We start from the raw sequence: 20,969 nt of genomic DNA, 5'->3' as shown, positions 1-20,969 counted from the left end.
CAACATGAATTGATTAATGAAAAAGGATTAAAACGATGAAAAACAGATTTGCAAATTATTTTACGGTAACACTCTGTGTCGTAGGATTGACCTTAGTGGGTTGTGATTCCGGTATAGAGCAGGGTACGAAATCGTTTGACGAAGCAGCCCCGGAAGATGTGACCATGGAAGATCAGGATCATGGCCATGATCATCCCAGCGAAGGCCCTCATCATGGTTCATTAATTGAACTGGGCAAAGAAGCTTATCATGCAGAGCTTGTACACGATGAAAAAAGTGGTGCAATTACCATTTATATTCTCGATGGCGCTGCCAAAGCCAGTGTGCCCAGTACTGCAGAAAGCGTGCAGGTCAATGTCAAGCACGATGGAAAAGGGCAACAGTTTACGCTGGCCGCTGCTCCTGAGCAGGGTGACCCCGAAGGCAAGTCTTCCAAATTCACCACTCAGGATAAAACACTGGGTGAACTGTTAGATGAAAAAGATACGACTGCCCGACTGGTTCTGGAGATCGACGGTAAATCGTTTACCGGCGAGATCGATGCCCATGATCACGACCACGATCATGGACATGACGAAAAACACGCTCACTAATGTAGAGACTTCTAAAATTGATTAAACTGAAACGTCGTTCTCTTTGACGAGGACGGCGTTTTTTTATGGTCTCTCTAGAATTTTCGATTATCTTTCTTTTTTTCCTGCACGGATAGAATCAGTTCCCCCACTAATCTAATAGACGGTAAACACGATCAGGCCTGTTTGATTACCGAAATGTAACCGTAAATCGACAAGATCAACACTGATCCTGTTTTATCGCATGCTGACCGTTTGTGGGCCCGGCTCAGTCTGGCTTAACTTGAGGGAGAGAACACTGATGAAATTGATATTATCTTTAGCGACTGTTCTGGGGCTGATGCTCGTCACGGGAACCGTTTCGGCACACACCACGCCGGAAGATCTGGCAGCCCGAAGTGTGGCGAAGCTTGATCAGGTCGTCGATCGCTGTGAAAATGCGGCCGCAGATGAAACCGCAGAGTGCCTGCATCAGATTCGTCGACTGCTGGCTGATGGACAGGAACAGGCGGCGCGACGTGTGGCGTCGAATTGTATTGAATCGGCGACAGAACGCGCAGAGAAATGTGCAAAATATATTAAACGGCTGTGTCATGAATGTATTGAACAGCTCGTCAGCCTGGGCGCAACGCAGTTGGCGCGGCGGGTGAATCAGGTCTGTGAAGATGCGATCTCAGACATTCGTTTAATCCTGCAACGTGAGAAAAATGCGATTCAGAATGCGTTTGACAGTTAAGGACTGAAAACAAATTCTTGTGTCCGGTCTGTCAGCTGCATAAGATAAAACATGCGGCTGACAGATTCTTATTCACATCAGGGCTTTTCAATCTCGCTTTTGAAACAAAGCCTCTCTTTCTTTTCTGAAAATAACTTGATGAAACAAGCTGCATGAACGTCCCCGATTTCTCTATACTTGATGATCCACCCAGTGATGCGCCGACAAGACGTGCGCCACAGGTACATCAAGCCGATAGAGAACGAGGTAAACAGCAGGCTCGAAAGTCAGGCAACGACCATTCAAAATCCGGCAGTAACCGAGAGGCCGTGGATCATAACGAGCGCGAATTTATCGAGAAGCTTCTGCAACGGGATCAGCGATCCTGGGATGAATTTCTCGGCCGCTACAACAAACTGATCGTCAGTCGGATTCTCGCGTCATGTCGCGAATGTGGGTATTCACCTGGACCCGATCTGGTTGAAGAATGCGGTGCAGAAGTGATGGCGGTACTCTTTCAGGGTGATCTCAGTAGTCTGCGACAGTTTAAAGGTCGCAGTAAACTCTCTACCTGGCTGGCCGTCATTGTACGCCGGACTACACTGGATGTGTTACGTCGTCAGCGGAAGGCCAGCGAGAAGATTTGTCCCAATGACAGCCAGTTCGATATCGCCACCGTTCCGGATACGCTGCCGGAAAACGCTCGGGAAGACCCGTCAAGCGAATACAAGCACCTGGCGCATTGCATGGATCAACTGAAAGACGGGGATCGACGGGCGTTGGTTTTGTATTTTGATCAGAAATTGAGCTATGCAGAAATCGGCAGGCAACTGTGCATTTCGGAGAATGCCGTAGGCCCTAAATTACATCGCGCACAACAACGGTTGAAGAAAATCATGCAGGCTGGAAAACGGGAATCATGAAAACAGGTATGCCTTCACTTCTGACTTTGATCAAACTGCGGGAAGGACAATTTTCCCCGGCAGCAGGAGTGGCAGTGCGCGAACGACTGGCGGCGGATTCCAAGTTACTCAGACGCTGGAAACGACTTTCTCAAATTACCGATCAGAAACTGATACTGGATGACACACTTGATCATTCCGGACTCAATGTGGAATTGATTGCCGCCTATGTAGAAGAACGCATGACTCCCGCGGAACAAAAGGCGTTTGAATCAACCTGCTGGCAAGAGGGGACGCTGATCCGCGAGGTGATCGCCGCTTACCAGGCTGACCGGTTTGAACAGTCTGCAGCAGTCATACCGGAAAAATATTCGCGACAGGTAACGCAGGCAACACAAAAAATGTCAGAGTTCGTCCAGCAGGAGTTGCAACAGAATACGGAACTATATTCGGCTGGAAACTATCTTGGTTCCATCGAAGATCATGCAAAATCAGTAGAAATACAGTTGCCTGCAGAGCAAGTCCGTTTGGAGAGATCGTCCGAGGCGACTTTGCCCACTGATATCAATCATCAGAAAATCATTTACGGGTTGGCCGTGGTGCTGCTCATCCTGGTTCTGCCTGCTTATTTCTTATGGAATCGGGAATCTACTGAAGTCGCAGAAAAATCGATCGCGGTCAGTCCCGAGAAAAAACAGACACTTGTCACTCCCACTCCTTTACAAACACATCAGCTGAATTCCCCTCCTGAACTGGTCGTGATTCCCTCACATCAGCATCGCGAACGACGCCCCCTTGTATCTCCTGGTGTCGACGATCAGCTACAGGCGTCGCCTGTGGCAGCGCAGAAACCTGAAATGGCAAGACCACAGCAGCTCGCAGACTCAATGACTCTCAACTGGACTCAGCTGGTGGGAATCGCCGGTATTCGGAATGAGACCCGTTCGGACTGGCAGGGAATCCTGGCAGCAGGACAGGAAACTAATCTGAAAGCAGGTTCAAACATTCGGATTCGCACACTCCCCTTAAGCTGGTTGCAGACGAAGATTTCTTTGGGAGAGAATGGGACTCTGTCAGAGGTTGTACTGGATGCCGATACCGAAGTCGATCTGATGATGAACAGAGCAAGCCAGCGTACTGCTCACGGCCTGCAGGTGGTAGTGGACCTGAATTTGCAGTCCGGTCAGATTGCCTTTTCTCAACTTCACGCCGGTACTGTCATTCAGTACCACACACATTCGAGAGACTGGTTGCTGGAAATTCAACAGGATGATACGGCAATCGCTTTTGTGCAACAGGAGCCCGATCAGAGTGAACTCCAGGTATTCTCGGGAACACTGCTGCTCAGTGATACGACATCGCGCGAAGAGCTGGCTCTCAAGTCTGAGCAGATGCTGAAACTGAAAGCAGAGCGAATCAGCGTGCCTTTGAAGCTTTCTGGAAATCAACGCTGGCGCACAGGTCCTGCAAAATCGTTTCCGTTGAATGGCACTTTTGTCGCGGAGTTAAATCAGAGCGAAGATCTACTGGCTGCTCTGATGCAGGTCTCGCCTGATCGTTCAAGGAGGGAGCAACAGTCTGGTATCAATCTGGGAATGGCCCTCAATCCTCTGTCAGCGGTTCCATTAGCGATGTCTTCCCGATCTGAGTTACAGCGAACTGCCGCCATCGACTGGCTGTTGACGACAAAAGACACTGCGCGCTTAACAGTTGTCTGGAAGCAGATTGCTCAGAATATGGGGGCCAACACTGTCTCACCTGCCATACAGACCTGGTTTCAGGTCGCACGGGGCGAAATTCCAGCCGGCCCAAGTTTAGTGGCCGAGCTTTCCGCTGGTCTGGATGCGAGGCAGCATCTGTTTGTCCGTCAAAGTTCGATTCATTTCCTGCGACAGCTTACCAGGCAACCGTTGGCGGAATACGACCCGGATTCCCCCTCTTTGGTTGCCATCAACAGTATCAGACAAAAGCTCAGGCGGCTTACGGGGACAAAGACTCGCCCCGGCGGAAACAACACTCGTCGTCAACAGTAAGCTGCAGATCGGGATTCTCAGTATAAGAAATCTTGATACTAAGTTTTGTTCATTATATTAGACAGAGCAGGGGATCGCATGCTATACTGCCGATATAAACAATCAGGGAACAGGTTCGCGCCTCACTTCCAGAAGTGATTTTGGTTGATTTTAAGGTCATAAGATGAAACAGCAGTTGAAGAGACGTCAGGCCAGTCAACGGCCAACAGGAGCATCCCGGCGCGAATTCATGAGAATCGGCCTGGGGGGCTTCAGCAGCCTGTCTCTGCCCGGATTATATCAACTGCAGGCCGCCGCAGAATCGCAGGGAAAGACACCTGAGAAGCCGAAAAAAGAGCGGACTGCGGTCATTCTGGTCTGGTGTCGCGGCGGCGTCAGTCATTTGGATACCTACGATCCCAAACCAGATGCTGCCTCCGATTATCGAGGGCCTTTTTCGCCGATCGCTACGAACACAGAAGGGTTGTTGCTTAGCGAGCTGCTTCCCCGGCATGCACAGATCTCGGATAAATTTACCATTCTGCGTTCGATCACTCATACTGGCGGCGGCCATCCGGCGGGTTCGCTGCAGGTACTGGGAGGCGATCCGGATCGCATTGATAAGCGCAAACCCAAACTGCCCGACTTCATGTCGGTTGCCAATTTTCTCCGTCGCGATTCAAACAATGCTTTACCCAATTATGTGGGTATCAATGCCATCACGAATTACGACAGCTTTCAGATTGCCGGTCCCACCTACCTGGGACCGGGGGCCGGTCCTTTCCAGATTGGTGGAGACCCCAGTGCACCTGATTTCAAGGTTCCCAATATTGGCCTGACCGATACCAAACAGACAGAGCGGCTGGCGCAGCGGATTTCTCTGCGTCAGCAGTTTGATCAATACCGGCGCGACCTGGATCTGGATGGTTCAATGGAAGCGATGAATCAGTTCGAAGCCCAGGCGACGAATCTGTTGACCAGCAAACAGGCTGCCGATGCCTTCGATTTAAGCCGCGAGCCCGAACATATTCGTGAGCGATACGGCATGCATCAATGGGGGCAGCAATGTCTGATGGCGCGGCGACTGGTGGAAGCGGGCGTGGAAATCATCACAACCGAACTTTCCGGCAAACTATGTGGTCGGGTACGAAACTGGGATGATCACGCCGTCAATCACCATGTGTTTGACGCCATCAAATATCGGATGCCGTTCTATGACCAGGCAGTGACGGCGTTGATTGAAGACATCTACCAGCGGGGTTTGAATAAACGTGTACTGGTTGTTGTGGCAGGTGAATTTGGTCGGACGCCTCGCATTTCCTACTCGAAAAGTACGGGAGGCGGAATTGGCAGCGGCAGCGCGGGAACGACTCAGCCGGGCCGCGATCACTGGCCGAACGCGAATTCGATGCTGTTTGCTGGTGGAAATATTCAGACCGGGCAAATCATCGGTGCGACAGATGGAAAAGGGGAAGGACCCATCGAACGTGCCGTAGGCCCCCATGATTTCCTGGCGACCATCTATTCACATCTGGGCATCGATTACGCCAATACGTTTTTACCCGATTTCTCAGGTCGTCCCACACCGATTGTCATGCATGGGAATGCCATTCCCGAACTGACAGGCCGCGGCTGATTCTGCTGACAGACTCAATTCAGATCGAAAAACGCCTCTCAGCAATCATACTGAGAGGCGTTTTTTTGATTATGGTTTACCCGAGATCGCATACAGGCGGTCAAAGGAACGCAGATAGATCACGCCGTGACTGATGGCAGGCGTTGAATAAAAGGTGCCCGGCAGCTGATTTTCGGCGATGATATCTCCATTCGCCGCATTAACGACGGTGCAGAGACCTTCAATGCTCAGGAAGTAAACCTTTCCATCGCCGGCAACCAGGGACGAAAAATACTGCCCCTTCATCCGTTTTTTCCAGACCGGTTTGCCTGTCTTCAAATCCAGGCAGGTAGCAACGCCGTTCTGACTAATCATATACAGTCTGTTATCAAGCACGAGCGGCGTGGAAGAATCGGGAGTCGCGACATCAAATTTCCAGAGCAGGCCCGATTGAGTGATATCACCCGACTTACCATTCTGAAATGCTTTGATATATCCCAGGCCGCCACCACCCGGATTTCCGGAAGTCGCGATCACAGTACTGGCATCCGCTACCGGGGCTGCAATGATACGGCCAAAGGGACTGGGAATATCCAGGCCACCGGCGATCCAGAGCTGTTTTCCTGTCTGGGGATCATAGGCGTTCACATGGTCAGAGCCCGATACCAGCAGTTCCGTTTGATTGCCATTTTGAAAAATCGTGGGGGTCGAATAGGCGTCGGCCCCATCTTTTTCAGCAGGAAGTTTACGATTCTGTTTCCAGACTTCTTTGCCGGTCTGTTTATCAAAGGCGACAACATAAGAGGGACCTTTGGTCATGCAGGTCACAAACAGTAAGTCGCCCCACAGGCGGGGTGTGGAACCCATGCCAAAGGTGATATCGTACGCTCCATAATCTTTCACCAGATCCCGTTTCCAGACGACTTCTCCTGATTCCACATCCTGGCAGACCAGTAAACCTGACCCAAAGTAAGCCCAGATATGCTCTGCATCAGAAATGGGGCAGGGTGTGGCTGCGTTGTGTCGATGAGCCCAGAGATTCCGGGGACCAGGGGCCGCCAGGGAACCGGTTCCCACTTTGACCTTACGAATCTGCTGGCCACTTTTGCGATCGAAGGACACGATCCAGAGCCCGTCATCGTCCGTTTTTGTGGTGATATCAACACGATGATCCGTGATGGCAGGTGAAGAATTTGCACGACCAGGCAAGGCCACCGACCAGAGAATCCCCTGCGCGGCAGACCATTTTTCCGGCAGATTCTTTTCCTGCGAAACGCCATTTCCGCTGGCACCACGAAATTGAGGCCAGGTTTCTGCCTGAGAAAAGTCAGACATCAAAAATAGAAACAGGCAAACGGTGAGGGTCAGTCCTGATAATCGCATCGAACACTCCGAGGGGAATTGATAGTAAAAGTTGAGCCGCTTGAACCGGTAAGTTAATAGAAAAAACTCAGTGATGATTTACTCTTCTCGCTGGGGGCGAGTCATCAGTGTCTGCGTCGCCGCTTCCGGGGACTTACCTTCAAACAGCACGCGGAAAATCTCCGTAGTGATGGGCATATCCAGGCCTTTTGCTTCCGCGAGATCGTACACGCTGCGTGTCGTGTTGACACCTTCCGCGACGGCATCCATGCTGGAAATGATTTCTTCGCGTGTTTCTCCCTGTCCCAGGCGCTCTCCCAGGCGGCGGTTACGTCCGAACGGGCTCATGCAGGTTGTGATCAGGTCTCCCACACCGGCCAACCCGGAAAACGTGGATGGCTCTGCACCATAGGCAGAACCGAAACGGTTCATCTCCACCAGGCCTCGTGTCATGATCGCTGATTTGGCATTGTCACCGTATTTGCCACCGTCACAGATCCCTGCAGCAATCGCAATCACATTTTTCAAAGCGCCTGCCAGTTCGACACCGACAATATCCACGTTCGTATAGACGCGAAACCGGTCTGTGCTGAACAGCTTCTGTGTCTGCTTGGCCAGTTGGATATCACCACTGGCGGCGACCACACTGGCCGGCAGACGGCGGGCGATTTCTTCCGCATGGCTGGGTCCCCCCAGCGCCACGACAGGGCGGGGGCCGAGCACGTCGGCGATGATTTCACTGGGGCGAAAAAAAGTATCCTGTTCAATCCCTTTAATCACACTGATGACCGGTGAGACGTTTTTTAAATGAGGGGCGAGTTTTGTTAAGGCCTGCCTCAGGAATTCGGTTGGGATCGCCACAACCAGATAATCTGCATCAGCGACTGCTTCGTCAACGTCAGAAGTTACCCGGATTGATTCTGCCAGAGAGACTCCAGGCAGTAGCCGTTTATTTTCCCGGCTGTTCTGCATATCCGCTGCTACTTCAGGTTTGCGGACCCACATGGAAACTGCAATATCGGATGATTCGCTGAGTAGTGTCGCGCAGGCGGTTGCCATACCACCGCCACCCAGGATTGCCACTTTTGTATTCATAAAAATTTGATCTTTCATATTCAGAGAATGAAATTCTGACTTCGTGACTATTGATCGAAATCCCTCCTGACATGTGCTGCATGACAGGCAGAATACCTATGATCCTAATACTTGTAATATAACGAGAATTGCCGGGTAAGCCAAAGAAGACAGGAATATCAGTCGATTGTATTTCTGACAGGAACATTCCGGGCCGAGATTGACTCCCCATTTACCCTGCAAAAACGAGTTTTGCCGAAAGTCTCATATAATTCTCATAACCAGAACAGTAGATATTTTTGGCAGCGGATGACAGAAATAACCCCTGCAGATATCAAAATTTTACACTTTACCAGGAAACGTAACTTAAGGTTTTACTGGTAAGTCAATCATCAAGGAGCAATCTCATGAAACAGGTCACCGAGCAACAGTCCGCTACTTTCCAGGATCGACGTCAAGGTCGGGATGACAGTCGTCCTGACGGAATTGGTGAACGACGTCAGTTCAGTAATTCCTACAACTCCGAGAATCAAGACGTCAACGAACTGGCACAAGCAATCGACCAGTACAAATTACGTCATCGCCGGCGCTTTATCACCTTCGAAGAACTGCATTCAGTGGTTACCGGTCTGGGTTATCACAAATAACCGAGTCTCCAGAGCGTATTACATTTGACCATAGTGTCTCTTGGTATATTATACTCGGTCCAAATGGACCTGGAGATGCGACAGTATCACTGGATACAGTCTGGAATGGATTTCAGCACTTACTGAAACGGCTCTCAAGACTCCAGAAGAGTTCGCCTGACAGAGAACAGGTACAGACAGACAGACTGCACTCATTTCTCATCCCTGGATTCTCAGTCATCCGGCAGACTGTCGTAGTCGCCGACGACAGATCTGCATTACTGAATTGTGTAATTACACACACACGGTATCTAGGGCACTCCTGTCTGCCTGTCAGAACGGATCACGTCATCCGGTTTATTCTCCCGAGCTGATCTTCATTACGTAAGACTTGCCCACTGAAGAATTTGTGTTCTGCTTACGTAACAGAATTCTCTGATCTCCTGCTCTGCCGGGCAGAAAATATCTCTTGAATTTCTCTGAAAAAATCAAACTATTCCTCAAGTTTACTGCTGAATGCCTTCAGATTGATGTTGACCTAATCGCCTGCATTTGGAAAATCCCCTCACTGCACCACCCCAACACATAAGAGTTGAGTAACAGCGTGTTACCGACTCCCCATTCAGACAGAGCACTTCTGCTCGCAAACTGATTAATCCTATATTCGCAGGTTGAACATTGAAAGCTTCCCTTCTTTGTCTTGCCATTGTTTTCTCCGCCAGCATGAACCTGAATGCGGCTGAAATAACTACTATTTATACGCCCGCAGAAGACTTTGAGGCTGTAATTCGTGCTCAAAGTCCGCCGCCAACCTATGAAGAAACGGCCCCGTATGGCACAACCATGCCTCCCAATGGTGGCCAGTTTATCGATCCGAATGCGCAGCCTTTTGACCCGAATATGGGGGGCGGCAATCTGTATGGAGCACCACAACAGGGCTACGATCCATTTATGTCGCCAGGTGCCGGCGTTGATCCTTATGCGGCGCAAGGCATGCCCGGAGGCAGCTATCCTGCAGGCATCAATGGTCCGCAGCCTTATCGCTTTGGCTGGTCTTCGAAGTTTGAATTTGGCTTCTTGCCAAAGGCACGAACCTACGTCCAGCCGGGGGGAGCACCGGGCGGAAACTTTGCTGTGTTCGAAACAGACGTTGATCTGCAATATACGACTCCCACCCGGAATGGCTGGATTTTCACAGCGACTCCCGAGTTTGATTACCGTGGCTGGGATGGTCCCCAGTTCGTCTCGTTACCAGGAGCGGGGTATCGTTTCGGCAGTGATTTGCAGATGTCAACACCCGCCAATGGTCTGTGGAGTGTACAGTTAGGCTTCACACCTGCTTTGGCTTCCGATTTTGGCAAGAGTTTGAGTTCACATGCCTGGCAGTTTGATGCTCGTGTCGTTCTGTTCTTCCGACCTTCTGATACCTGGATGTTTGCCGCTGGTGCCGCATACTGGGACCGGGTCGGCGATTATGTCATTCCTTATGCAGGTGTCGTCTGGACTCCCAACGATTTGTGGGAAGTTCGAGCCATGTTCCCCAAATCGCGCGTCAGCCGCTTCATGGGTAATGTCGGTGATAAGAGCGTCTGGCTTTACGGTACCTTCGAATATGATATTGAAGCATTTGAAGTCGAACGGGCCGGTGTGAATGGCCGCGATCAGGTCGAATTCAAAGATTATGTCATGATGCTCGGTATACGTGGGGACAATGGCTGCATGTCTCTGTTCCTCGAAGCAGGGGGTGTTTTGAAACGTGAAGCTGACTTCAGACGTGGTGGCGGATTTGACATCAAAGATGGTTTCATCGCCCGCTTTGGTGTGCAGTTTTAATCGAAACGATCAAATCATCTTGAGCGACACGCCGTCAGCCAGTGGTTATACCATGCTGCCTGTCGCACACCCATTGTACTGCTGAGTAAAGGAAATCTACCTTGAGTCGTCCTGCCGCTGTGATTCTTGCCGCCGGTAAAAGTACCCGGATGAAATCGGAGCTTCCCAAGGTTCTGCATCCGGTTCTGGGCCGTCCCATGATCGAATACGTTCTGGATGCTGCTCGTGCTGCGAACTGTGAAAAACTGGTCGTGATCGTCGGGCACAAGGCTGATGAAGTCAAAGCGGCCCTCGCCCATCACAGTGATATCCAATTTGCCCTGCAGTCGGAACAAAAGGGGACCGGCCATGCAGTCATGATGAGTGCCGAAAACCTGGCGGACCATGATGGTCCCGTGCTGGTTTTAGCCGGTGATACTCCTCTGTTGAAAGGCAGTTCACTCTCGAGACTGCTCGGACTGCAGAAAGAAAATCAGGCGGCTTGTGTCGTCGGGACGGCGATTACCGAAGCCAACCATGGTTTAGGACGGATCGTGCGTGACGCAGCAGGACAGTTCCTGCGAATTGTGGAACAAAAAGATGCCACACCCGAAGAAGCAGCAATTGAAGAGATTAACACAGGCTGCTTCGCGTTTGACGGACGTCAGCTATTTAGCGCGTTACAACGGCTGAAGCCCGATAACAGCCAGGCCGAATACTATCTGACCGATTGTGCTGAGATCCTGCTGAAAGCAGTCCAGACGGTCAAGGCATTTCCCGTCTTTGATATTCAGGAAGCAATGGGTGTCAATACACAGGAGCAACTCGCCGAAGTGGCTGAGATTCTGCAAAGTGAGTCTGTGGAATAATTGACAGGGTTTTCCCTGTTTCTGCCTTCATCATTGTCAGTAAATATTCTCTGCCTGTTGGCATTTGAGCTGTTTCATACGAAATCGAAAGCTCATGCTTGACTTCTAGCACGTGATAAGCGTGAATAGGGATGTAGGCTGGACCACCCTTGTCTGGCATCGCTCACTATTGTTCCCGCTACTCTATGTATTGCATTACTGCAGGCATCGTTTTCAATGTATGATCATCTGACTCTTCTCAGTGGACGAGCTCATCCTCAGCTGGCCGGAGAAATCGCAGAATATCTGGGAATTCGTCTTGCTTCCGTCGAATTATCAAATTTTCCAGATGGCGAAATCAGTCTGAAGCTCAACCAGAATGTTCGTGGCCGCGATGTGTTTATCGTACAGCCAACCTCGCCTCCCGTGAATGACAATCTGATGGAACTGCTGATTCTGATGGACGCCTGTCGGCGTGCCAGTGCAGAACGAATTACAGCGGTCATTCCCTACTTCGGATATGCCCGGCAGGATCGGAAAGACTCAGGTCGTGTGCCGATCACATCCAAGCTGGTTGCCAATCTGATCAATGAAGCAGGCGCTGATCGTGTCCTGGCCATGGATCTGCATGCAGCACAGATTCAGGGGTTTTTCGATACTCCGGTCGACCATTTGTATGCCGCACCAATTCTGGATCGCTACTTCCGATCACTGAATATCCCTGACAAAGATCTCGTGGTTGTCAGTCCGGATGAGGGGAGCATCAAACGAACTCTGCAGCATAACAATAATATTGGCGGCACCCTGGCGATTGTTGATAAACGCCGCAAAAATGCGATCGAAACACAGCAGGCGAATATAATTGGCGGGCCGATTGAAGGCAAAGTAGCACTCCTGTTTGATGACATGATCTCAACAGGCGGCTCCATTGTGGGCGCAGTGAATGTGGTGAAAGAGCATGGTGCCAAAGAAATCTATGTAGGTGCCTCGCATGCAGTCTTTTGCGGACCTGCTATCAAGCTGCTGAGCGAAGCCCCGATCAAAGAAATTGTGGTCACTAACAGCCTGCCAATCCCCGATCAGGACAAACTTTCCAATTTGAGAACGATCTCCATCGCGCCACTGCTGGGTGAAGCCATTCGCCGTATTCATCGAAACGAATCGGTCAGCCATCTGTTCGATTGATTTCCAGCGTGAGCAGAAATCCGGTGTCGAGGGATTCGACTCAGAAAAGGGACTGATATGGCTCTGCATGAACAGGACCGCGAAGACCTGATGCGGGAAGCGACGGCATTATTCCCTCGTGCTGAATTTCAGGTGGAACTACCAGAGGCCCCCCTGTTCTGGGGACAGAAGAAAAACGGCCATTTTGCCTTTTACTTCGGTAGTGATCCGGTTTATCAGTTTGACCAGAATGCAGAGCTGCGTCGTGCTTTTATCGATGGAAAAATTTACCGTACTCAGGGCAGTACACTGGCCAGGTTAACGCGGGTACATAATTCTGCGGAGTCGATTCTTCAGCGGTATGATCTGACAGAAACGGAACTGAAAGCCTGTCTGCAGGCAATGACGCAGCGTTTTCAGCAACTGGATCTGGTCTGGCTCGATCCTCAGAAAGTACAAATGGTGCAGTCATTAGCAGAATGTTCTGATTTGGATTTACGCAATCTGATTCACAAGCAGATCAGGCAGGTCCTGCAGCACTCCCAGCAGCTGGCACCACGTATTCGCGGAAAACGCTGAAACAGAAAATGGAAAATGGTTGAAACATGCGGAAACTGATTATTGGCTGTGGGTATGTCGGGTTGGCTGTTGCCCGCGAATGGGTGAAGCAGGGACACCAGGTCTCTGCGTTGACTCGCTCGGAAAACAATGCAGAAAAATTTATCGCAGCAGGCATCCAGCCGGTACTCGGCGATATCACTCAACCAGAATCACTGGAGAGACTGCCGGAAGCGGATACCGTGCTCTACGCCGTCGGCTTCGATCGTACCGCGGACAAGTCTCGGCGGGAGATTTACGTGACGGGGCTGGATTCTGTTTTGAAAGTCCTTAAACAACGAAGTCAAAAAGTAATTTATCTTTCCAGCACGAGCGTTTACGGACAGACCGCCGGGGAGTGGGTCGATGAAACATCGATCTGTGAGCCGGAACGGGAAAATGGTCAGATTTGTCTGGAAGCCGAACAGTTATTCGATCAGCACGGCTTCCTGTCAACTGCGGCGACACAAACAAAAACGGCGACGGCCGTCATACTCAGGCTGGCAGGCATTTATGGACCAGGCAGGTTGCTGGCCCGGATGGAACAGATCAACGCAGGAGAACCTTTGGCGGGGCGTCCCGATGCCTGGTTAAATTTGATTCATCTGACGGATATAATCCAGACAATCCTCAGGTGCGATAAGAATGTCCACCTGGATGACCGCTATCTGGTGTGCGACTGTCGCCCGATCACCAGGCAGGAATATTACGAAACACTGGCGCGACTATTGAAGGCGCCTGAGCCACGGTTTGCCTCCGCTGTACCGGGGGAAAATAGCAGTAAATCAACTCGCTTCAACAGTACCGAACGTGCATCAGGACTAAATAAACGCTGTGATAATAGAAGGTTACGAGAGGAACTTGGGATTTCATTGACTTTTCCAACCATCGCAGAAGGTCTACCGGATGCCATTGAAAACGGCTGAGTGAGCCTTTCCCCGTTCGCTGCTCACTTTTGGTTTGATTGTGAACAGTGTATGCTGTGGCATAACTGTAGGCATGAAACTATTTTCTGTTCTCGCCGTTACTGAAGTTCTCGGAATCCCTTGATTACTCTTTACTTATGCCCAAAAAATACGAAGTCACTCCTGTTTCAGGTCCTATTCAAGGTACTGTCAAACCACCCGGCTCCAAAAGCATTACCAATCGCGCATTGATTGTTGCTGCACTTGCAGAAGGCACGACTCATCTTACAGGAGTCCTGGACAGTCAGGATACGCAAGTGATGATCGAGAGTCTGAACCGCCTGGGAATTAGAGTCGATCACGATCGAGAGACTTGTTCCATCAAAGTGGCAGGCTGTGGAGGAAAGATTCCCAGGCACGAAGCATCGCTCTGGCTGGAAAACAGTGGAACCAGTATTCGTTTTTTAACTGCTTTGTGTGCTGTCGGTGAAGGCGAGTTTGTACTGGATGGAAACACACGCATGCGGCAACGTCCGATTCAGGATCTGGTGAACTCTCTCAAACAGCTGGGGGTCGATGCTGACTGTGCAGAGGAAACGGGGTGTCCACCAGTTTGCGTGAAGGCGCATGGACTGCCGGGCGGAGAAACTTCCATCGCTGGCAACGTTTCCAGTCAATATCTGAGCGCGTTGCTGATGGTCGCTCCTGCTGCACAAAGCTCCATCACAATCACCATTCAGGGGGAGATGGTTTCAAAACCCTATCTGGATATCACACTGGGTGTCATGGCTCAATTTGGCGTGACCATTGATCGAGTTCAAGAGTCAGTCTGGAAGATTCAACCACAAACGTATCAACGTCCAGTGGCCTATGACATTGAACCCGACGCTTCTGCCGCCAGTTATTTTTTCGCAGCAGCCGCGATAACCGGTGGCCGCGTTACGGTCGACGGTTTGAATCAGGATGCTTTGCAGGGGGACATCAATTTCATTCGGGTTCTCGAAGATATGGGTTGTGAAATCAAACGGGAACGCAACAGTATCACCGTACAGGGAAAACCGCTGCACGGAATCGATGTCGACATGAACGATATCAGTGATACTGCACAGACACTGGCTGCAGTGGCTTTATTTGCAGAGGGAACCACTACGATTCGCAATGTGGCACATATCCGGCATAAAGAAACCGATCGGCTGTATGCCATCGCCACTGAAATCAAACGCATGGGGATTCAGGTGGAAGAAACTGAGGATTCGGTCACGATTCATCCCGGTCCGATTCAACCCGCGACCATTGAAACTTATGATGATCATCGGATGGCGATGAGCTTTGCTCTCGTCGGTTTGAAAGTTCCCGGGATGGTGATTGCTGATCCGGATTGTACGATCAAGACCTATCCCGAGTTCTTTACTGACCTTGAGCGCTTGTGTGGTCAGTCGTCGTGAAAAAGAAAAATGTCTGGCAGCAGAACGCAGCAGCCACAGAAGCTGATGAATTACCGATCCCGCAGTATTTTCGTTCAGCGCGGGAACTGGCATTTTTTCTGGTGGAAGAATATCGCCGCAGTGATCAGTTTATTTCTGATTCCATGCAGCAGTGGGAACGACGCATCGACCTGTCTTCAGCGGACTGGCGTCTGGCCATGGAGATTAGTATCGGCGTGGTTCGCCGGCAGCTGACACTGGATACCATTATTGAAAGTCAGCTAACTCGTCCACGTGAAAAAGTCGAAGCGCCACTCTGGACTCTGCTGCAGATTGGCGTGTACCAGCTGGTGATGCTGGACCAGATTCCTGATCACGCTGCCGTATCCGAAACTGTAGAGCTGGCGGGCAAACTGCATCGCGTGCGCTGGAAAAAAATGGTGAATGCCATTCTGCGATCAATTACACGTTTGATGACAACAGACATCGCGACTGAACCGCAGTCCAATGCGATCCCGCTTAGTACAGACCGCTTCCGCTGTTTTTCGATCGGCCTGTTTCCGAGTCCCATCGCCGATGCAGCCAGTTACCTTTCAAAAGCCTTCAGTTTCCCGTTACCGGTCATCACAGACTGGCTGGATCGTTTTGGTATGCAGCAGACCATGCAGATGGCGCAGTGGTTCAATCAACGCAATAAACTTTATCTGCGTAACAATGCCTTACAGACCACGCGTGATGAACTACTGGAAGAACTGCAGACAGAGGGAATTCAAGTCAGTCCGGGAGACGAGCCGCAGTCAATCCGACTGGAGGAACCGGTCGCGATAGAAAATCTCGTGGGATTTGCTGCTGGAAAATTTACGATTCAGGACCAGTCAGCCATGGCTGCGGGAAATCTGCTGAATCCACAACCGGAAGAAACCGTCTGGGACATGTGTGCGGCTCCCGGGACGAAAACGACTCATCTGGCCGAATTGATGTATAACCGGGGAACGCTCATCGCCACCGATGTCTCCGCGCATCGGCTTGAGAAAATTGAACAGAATGCCTCCCGACTGGGGCTGACCTGCATCGAGACACACCTGGCGAATCAACCCCATGCAGCATTGTCAGAGAAACCTTTTGATGCGATTCTGGTCGATGCACCCTGTTCGAATTCCGGAGTATTGGGAAAACGACCTGAAGCCCGCTGGCGCCTGGATGAAGTTTCAATAAAGGAACTGAACCAGATTCAGCGCGATCTGTTAGAGCAGGCGTTACAGCGTTTGAAGCCATCAGGCAGGCTCGTTTATTCAACCTGTTCATTCGATCCACGGGAAAACGAAGAACTGCTTCAGGAAGTGCTGCAGAACTATTCCAGCCGTAATCTGGTCCAGGCAAATCGACATATACCCGGCAGTCCTTGTGATGGCGGATATCAGGCATTGATTCAGTAATCCCTAATATGTGTTTATGTGTATATGTTTTTAGTGATTTACGGTTGTCATGTGCATAATGCCAGCCGGAAAACAGGTGAAACAGGCCTTAATGGTTGCCGTTTCCCTAAACAGATTGTAAGATTCGGGTTTATGAAATTTGGCAATAGCTTGTGTGAATAAACTCTATTGTCTGCTTCCATCTGCGCGCCTGCTGCAATAAAGGAAAATAGTGTGAGTGTCGACGAATTAATTGACGTAAAAAATGTGTTGCAAAGCTCTGAAAGTGTAGGCTACTCAGACATCGAGCGATTGTCACATATTGTCTGCTCTGACCAGGTTTCAGAGTTGAACAACGAAGTGCAGGCGCTGATCCGAAGTATTTCAGAAGGCCAGGCATCCGCCGGACTGAGTGCCCGGGCTGGTATTGCACTGCATCTGCTGGGAAAACACAAAGAAGCTGTCACGCAGCTTGAAAAAGTGCAAGACAACGCGACCGCCTGTTTTTATCAGGCTGTTTCACTGATTGCTCTGAAACGATATACCGAAGCAGATCAGAAACTGGAAACAGCATCCAAGCTGGGCTATGACTCCATTGAATGTTCTCTGCGTCGCGCTGAAACGCTACGTCTGGTTGGAAAACTGGATGATGCAGAATCCGTTCTGGGAACGATTTCCAAGGATGCAGCCGGGCGTGCTGAATATTCTTTCCAGATGGGATGTATTCGCTCAGACCGAGGCGATCTATACGGCGCCATCGAGTACTTCGAACGTGCCGTTGATATGGATCCTCGCCATTCACGGGCGATTTTCCGTCTGGCCGGCGAAAACGCTTCTCGAGGAAACGATGAAGATGCAATTCGCCTGTATGAGCAGTCACTTTCCAGTCCTCCTTTCTATCTGGGGGCGATCCTGAATCTGGGACTGTTGTACGAGGATATGGAAAACTATCCGGCAGCAGCATTCTGTTTCCGCCGTATTCTGGAAGCAGATCCAAGCAACGAAATGGCAGCGATGTACCTCAAAGACATCGAAGCTGCAGATAACATGTATTACGATGAGGAGACAGCACGCAACGAAGCCCGTATGAAGCAACTGCTGGATCGCCCCGTAACCGACTTCGAGCTGTCTGTCCGCAGCCGCAACTGCCTGCACGCGATGGATATTCATACGCTGGGTGATCTGACACGGGTCAGCGAAAATGATTTGCTGGCCGGTAAGAACTTTGGTCAGACATCTCTCGATGAAATCCGCGAAATGCTTTCGTCATTTGGCCTGCATATCGGTCAGAACCTGCATGAATCTTTGGGAACCGATGGCGGCTATGCTGCTCTGCCTCCCGAACTGGCAGACAACCCTGCCACCGAGAAACCAATTTCCGATCTGGGACTTTCTGTGCGTTCCAGGAAATGTATGTCCCGCCTGGGTATCGGAACCATTGGCGAACTGCTGCGTCGCAGTCCGGATGAGTTACTGGCCAGCCGCAATTTCGGCGTGACCTCGCTTAACGAAATTCGGGAAAAACTGACTGAAATGAACCTCAAACTGCGAAACGATTAGTCGGGACGCAGGAGGTTCACAGCTACTTCAGGAACTGCGGATTGTGTAAGACATGTGAAGGCTCAGTCCGCGTCCTGTGAATTTCAAAGATGCCGATTTTCTCTCTGAGAAACTCTTGCCAGAAGTTGAGAGATCCAATACACTTCCTTCGCCGGGCAGCACTGGTAAAACAGTGAACCCGAGTTGGGCTACTGTGTCTAAAAAAACAGCATTTACATTACCCGGTAGTGTAATGGTAGCACAACAGATTTTGATTCTGTTAGTCAAGGTTCGAGCCCTTGCCGGGTAATATTCAATAAAAAAACGCATTCCAGTTCGGGATGCGTTTTTTTTGTTTCCAGTTGTCTTTGCAGAATCAATTACATCCGTTCGCAGGTTTTGATTCCCAGCAGGGACAGGCCATGTTCCACAGTACGGGCTGTTAAGTCACAGAGCAGAAGTCGGCTGGTTTTGACTTGTTCCGTTTCTGCTTTGAGAACAGGACAGTCATTGAAAAATGTACTGAATATCTTGGCAAGTTCAAATAAATAGTTGGTCAGGTAGTTTGGTCGTGCTTCAATTGCGACACTCTCCAGTATTTCTGAGTAGCGGTTGATCTGTAAGGCCAGTGCCCGCTCACTCGCGTCAACCAGGTTCAGTGAAACCTGCTGGTCTCGCAATGCGATTCGGTCGATCTGGCCTTTGCGGAAAATGCCACAAACACGAGCATAGGCGTACTGCATATAGGTTGCAGTATCACCGTGATATGACAGCATTTTATCCCAGTCGAACATGTAGTCGCTGTCCCGGTTATGTTTCAGGTCGGCGTATTTGATGCCTCCCAGTCCGATGATTTTCGCAATCTCCTGGCGTTTGTCTTCACTCAGTTCCGGGCCTTCGGGTTTGACGTCGTCATTTTCTGCAATGATGGCATATGCTCGTTGGATGGATTCATCCAACAGGCTTTCCAGACCGACATTATCTCCTGCGCGGGTCTTCAGGGGGCGTTTATTCTCGCCTAGTACAGAACCGAAACTGACGTGCTGCAATTCCAGGTTAGAGTACCCCCATTCTTTGACAGTGGCAAACAGCAACTGGAAGTGCTCGCTCTGTCGCGAGTCGACAACGTAGAGCACACGGTCTGCTTTCAGCTCTTCGACCCGATATTTAATCGTCGCCAGATCAGTCGTGGCGTAAGTAAAAGCACCATCCTGTTTCTGAATCATGAACGGGGATTTAAAGCCCTCAATAAAAACACAGATCGCGCCCTGGCTTTCCTCAGCCAGGCCCCGCGCTTTGAGGTCAGATACCACATCAGCCAGCATGGGGTTGTAGTAGCTCTCGCCCAGTGACATGTCAAAGTGAATGTCCAGCCGGTCATAGACAGTCTGGATGGCATCCAGGCATTGGGGCAGAAACTGTTTCCAAAGTGCCAGGTTGTCGGCGTCTCCGGCATGCAGTCGTGCTGTCTCTTCTCGAGCCTGTCTGGCGATGTCCGGAAACGAGACCGCTTTGCTGTGCAGGTCTTCATTTTGCTCCAGTAAAGCCTGTTTCTCCTGCATTTCCTGTAGTTCAGACTTTCGTTCTCCGAGATCGGATTTCAGCTTCTTGATTTCTTTCTGGACTTTTTTATTGGTGAGATCAGCAGAGCTCTCCCGTGTTTTCAGCTTCTCTGCGAGCTGTTCAATCTCAGCCTGCTGTCGAGGTATTTTGGTCTGGGTGGCATGGTAATCGGAGAGCTGATTGACCAGTCGATACAGCCGCGCCAGTTCAGTGACCGGGGCTTCCGCGAAAGCGGCTTCGTTCAGAAAGTGTTTGTACCCGAAAATGATCATGCCGAACTGGGTGCCCCAGTCGCCGATATGATTGTCCCCCACGACATCGTGTCCCAGAAATTTCAGAACCCGGTAATTGGCGTCCCCAATCACGGTACTTCGTAAATGTCCCACATGCATTGGCTTGGCGACATTCGGGGCGGAAAAGTCGACGACCACCTTTTGAGGCGATTCCGCAGGTATGACTCCCAGCCGTTCATCTCTCACCAGGTTTTGGGTCTGGGTATTCAGCCAGTCCTGTTTGAGTCTGATGTTGATAAAGCCGGGACCCGCTACTTCCAGGGGTTCACAGAAATCTGACAGATCGACTTTTTCCACGATCTGCGTTGCCAGATCTCGTGGTTTTAGATCGGGTATTCTGGCTGCCAGGGGCATGGCGAAATTTGCCTGGTAGTCACCAAACTTCGCATCCTGCGATGCTTTCAGCATTTCAATGACCGAAGACGGGTCATCCGTCCATTCGCTTAATACGGGTTCAAATCGACTTCTGAGTTCTGCGAGAATATTCATTACACATGCCCGGGGCAGAGACACCAGGCTCCTTGATTGCGG

General features: G+C 50.6%; 17 protein-coding genes and 1 tRNA gene. 15 read left to right on the top strand and 3 right to left on the bottom strand.

Going from position 1 to position 20,969, the window contains the following annotated elements; all coding sequences use genetic code 11:
• The first annotated feature begins 35 nt into the window (after positions 1-35).
• From Pan161_RS21225 to Pan161_RS21205, 5 genes are all read left to right on the top strand, one after another.
• Positions 36-593 carry a hypothetical protein gene (locus Pan161_RS21225; RefSeq protein ID WP_145230617.1) on the top strand — a complete coding sequence of 186 codons (558 nt, stop codon included), beginning with the start codon at positions 36-38 and terminating at the stop codon, positions 591-593.
• Between the two features lie 280 nt (positions 594-873).
• The gene (locus Pan161_RS21220; protein WP_145230615.1) at positions 874-1,308 is read left to right on the top strand and encodes a hypothetical protein; all 435 of its coding nucleotides are present in this window, start codon (positions 874-876) and stop codon (positions 1,306-1,308) included.
• A 152-nt stretch (positions 1,309-1,460) separates the two neighbouring features.
• Positions 1,461-2,210 (top strand): RNA polymerase sigma factor, encoded by a 750-nt coding sequence (locus Pan161_RS21215; RefSeq protein WP_145230613.1) that lies wholly within the window; start codon positions 1,461-1,463, stop codon positions 2,208-2,210.
• Positions 2,211-2,218: 8 nt separating this feature from the next.
• A complete protein-coding gene (locus tag Pan161_RS21210; RefSeq protein WP_232103373.1) occupies positions 2,219-4,222 on the top strand; it encodes a hypothetical protein in 2,004 nt (667 codons plus the stop codon).
• 163 nt (positions 4,223-4,385) lie between these two features.
• On the top strand, positions 4,386-5,837 hold the full coding sequence (locus Pan161_RS21205; protein WP_145230609.1) for a DUF1501 domain-containing protein: 1,452 nt from the start codon (positions 4,386-4,388) through the stop codon (positions 5,835-5,837).
• A gap of 69 nt (positions 5,838-5,906) precedes the next feature.
• Here the strand turns inward: Pan161_RS21205 and Pan161_RS21200 are convergent, their stop codons facing one another.
• Positions 5,907-7,199 carry an outer membrane protein assembly factor BamB family protein gene (locus tag Pan161_RS21200; RefSeq protein WP_145230607.1) on the bottom strand — a complete coding sequence of 431 codons (1,293 nt, stop codon included), beginning with the start codon at positions 7,197-7,199 and terminating at the stop codon, positions 5,907-5,909.
• A 78-nt stretch (positions 7,200-7,277) separates the two neighbouring features.
• The gene (locus Pan161_RS21195; RefSeq protein WP_232103371.1) at positions 7,278-8,273 is read right to left on the bottom strand and encodes an NAD(P)H-dependent glycerol-3-phosphate dehydrogenase; all 996 of its coding nucleotides are present in this window, start codon (positions 8,271-8,273) and stop codon (positions 7,278-7,280) included.
• A 386-nt stretch (positions 8,274-8,659) separates the two neighbouring features.
• Here Pan161_RS21195 and Pan161_RS21190 point away from each other — a divergent pair, with 386 nt between their 5' ends.
• The 10 genes from Pan161_RS21190 to Pan161_RS21145 all read left to right on the top strand — a co-directional run bounded on the left by Pan161_RS21190 (position 8,660) and on the right by Pan161_RS21145 (position 18,892).
• A complete protein-coding gene (locus Pan161_RS21190; protein ID WP_145230602.1) occupies positions 8,660-8,899 on the top strand; it encodes a hypothetical protein in 240 nt (79 codons plus the stop codon).
• Between the two features lie 657 nt (positions 8,900-9,556).
• Complete coding sequence (locus Pan161_RS21185; RefSeq protein WP_145230600.1) at positions 9,557-10,711, top strand: hypothetical protein; 1,155 nt, start codon at positions 9,557-9,559, stop codon at positions 10,709-10,711.
• A 101-nt stretch (positions 10,712-10,812) separates the two neighbouring features.
• Complete coding sequence (locus Pan161_RS21180) at positions 10,813-11,559, top strand: NTP transferase domain-containing protein (protein ID WP_145230598.1); 747 nt, start codon at positions 10,813-10,815, stop codon at positions 11,557-11,559.
• A 216-nt stretch (positions 11,560-11,775) separates the two neighbouring features.
• Positions 11,776-12,723, top strand: a complete 948-nt coding sequence (locus Pan161_RS21175) for a ribose-phosphate diphosphokinase (RefSeq protein ID WP_145230596.1) — start codon at positions 11,776-11,778, stop codon at positions 12,721-12,723.
• A 57-nt stretch (positions 12,724-12,780) separates the two neighbouring features.
• Positions 12,781-13,281 carry a hypothetical protein gene (locus Pan161_RS21170; protein ID WP_145230594.1) on the top strand — a complete coding sequence of 167 codons (501 nt, stop codon included), beginning with the start codon at positions 12,781-12,783 and terminating at the stop codon, positions 13,279-13,281.
• Between the two features lie 26 nt (positions 13,282-13,307).
• The gene (locus Pan161_RS21165; RefSeq protein ID WP_145230592.1) at positions 13,308-14,225 is read left to right on the top strand and encodes an SDR family oxidoreductase; all 918 of its coding nucleotides are present in this window, start codon (positions 13,308-13,310) and stop codon (positions 14,223-14,225) included.
• Positions 14,226-14,362: 137 nt separating this feature from the next.
• Positions 14,363-15,649, top strand: coding sequence for a 3-phosphoshikimate 1-carboxyvinyltransferase (gene aroA / locus Pan161_RS21160; protein ID WP_145230589.1), 1,287 nt, complete (start codon positions 14,363-14,365; stop codon positions 15,647-15,649).
• Entirely contained in the window at positions 15,646-17,064 is a 1,419-nt protein-coding gene (gene rsmB / locus Pan161_RS21155) for a 16S rRNA (cytosine(967)-C(5))-methyltransferase RsmB (RefSeq protein ID WP_197995445.1), read from the top strand. The genes aroA and rsmB overlap by 4 nt, the downstream gene beginning before the upstream one ends.
• A gap of 213 nt (positions 17,065-17,277) precedes the next feature.
• Positions 17,278-18,603, top strand: a complete 1,326-nt coding sequence (locus tag Pan161_RS21150) for a DNA-directed RNA polymerase subunit alpha C-terminal domain-containing protein (RefSeq protein ID WP_232103369.1) — start codon at positions 17,278-17,280, stop codon at positions 18,601-18,603.
• A 218-nt stretch (positions 18,604-18,821) separates the two neighbouring features.
• Positions 18,822-18,892 (top strand) — tRNA-Gln (locus tag Pan161_RS21145).
• 70 nt (positions 18,893-18,962) lie between these two features.
• Here the strand turns inward: Pan161_RS21145 and argS are convergent.
• Positions 18,963-20,927, bottom strand: coding sequence for an arginine--tRNA ligase (argS, locus tag Pan161_RS21140; RefSeq protein WP_145230585.1), 1,965 nt, complete (start codon positions 20,925-20,927; stop codon positions 18,963-18,965).
• Between the last annotated feature and the right edge of the window lie 42 nt (positions 20,928-20,969).

Source organism: Gimesia algae, from assembly GCF_007746795.1.
Lineage (GTDB): Bacteria > Planctomycetota > Planctomycetia > Planctomycetales > Planctomycetaceae > Gimesia > Gimesia algae.
Note: the sequence above shows the minus strand (reverse complement) of the source record. Positions and strands in the feature narration are given on the sequence as shown.

Bases quoted from the DNA above. Each gene is read 5' to 3' on its own strand.
- Pan161_RS21220 (WP_145230615.1), top strand. From the start codon at position 874: ATGAAATTGATATTATCTTTAGCGACTGTTCTGGGGCTGATGCTCGTC.
- Pan161_RS21225 (WP_145230617.1), top strand. From the start codon at position 36: ATGAAAAACAGATTTGCAAATTATTTTACGGTAACACTCTGTGTCGTA.
- argS (WP_145230585.1), bottom strand. From the start codon at position 20,927: ATGAATATTCTCGCAGAACTCAGAAGTCGATTTGAACCCGTATTAAGC.
- Pan161_RS21215 (WP_145230613.1), top strand. From the start codon at position 1,461: ATGAACGTCCCCGATTTCTCTATACTTGATGATCCACCCAGTGATGCG.
- Pan161_RS21195 (WP_232103371.1), bottom strand. From the start codon at position 8,273: ATGAATACAAAAGTGGCAATCCTGGGTGGCGGTGGTATGGCAACCGCC.
- Pan161_RS21165 (WP_145230592.1), top strand. From the start codon at position 13,308: ATGCGGAAACTGATTATTGGCTGTGGGTATGTCGGGTTGGCTGTTGCC.
- Pan161_RS21190 (WP_145230602.1), top strand. From the start codon at position 8,660: ATGAAACAGGTCACCGAGCAACAGTCCGCTACTTTCCAGGATCGACGT.
- Pan161_RS21170 (WP_145230594.1), top strand. From the start codon at position 12,781: ATGGCTCTGCATGAACAGGACCGCGAAGACCTGATGCGGGAAGCGACG.
- Pan161_RS21175 (WP_145230596.1), top strand. From the start codon at position 11,776: ATGTATGATCATCTGACTCTTCTCAGTGGACGAGCTCATCCTCAGCTG.
- Pan161_RS21200 (WP_145230607.1), bottom strand. From the start codon at position 7,199: ATGCGATTATCAGGACTGACCCTCACCGTTTGCCTGTTTCTATTTTTG.
- Pan161_RS21210 (WP_232103373.1), top strand. From the start codon at position 2,219: ATGCCTTCACTTCTGACTTTGATCAAACTGCGGGAAGGACAATTTTCC.
- Pan161_RS21205 (WP_145230609.1), top strand. From the start codon at position 4,386: ATGAAACAGCAGTTGAAGAGACGTCAGGCCAGTCAACGGCCAACAGGA.
- aroA (WP_145230589.1), top strand. From the start codon at position 14,363: ATGCCCAAAAAATACGAAGTCACTCCTGTTTCAGGTCCTATTCAAGGT.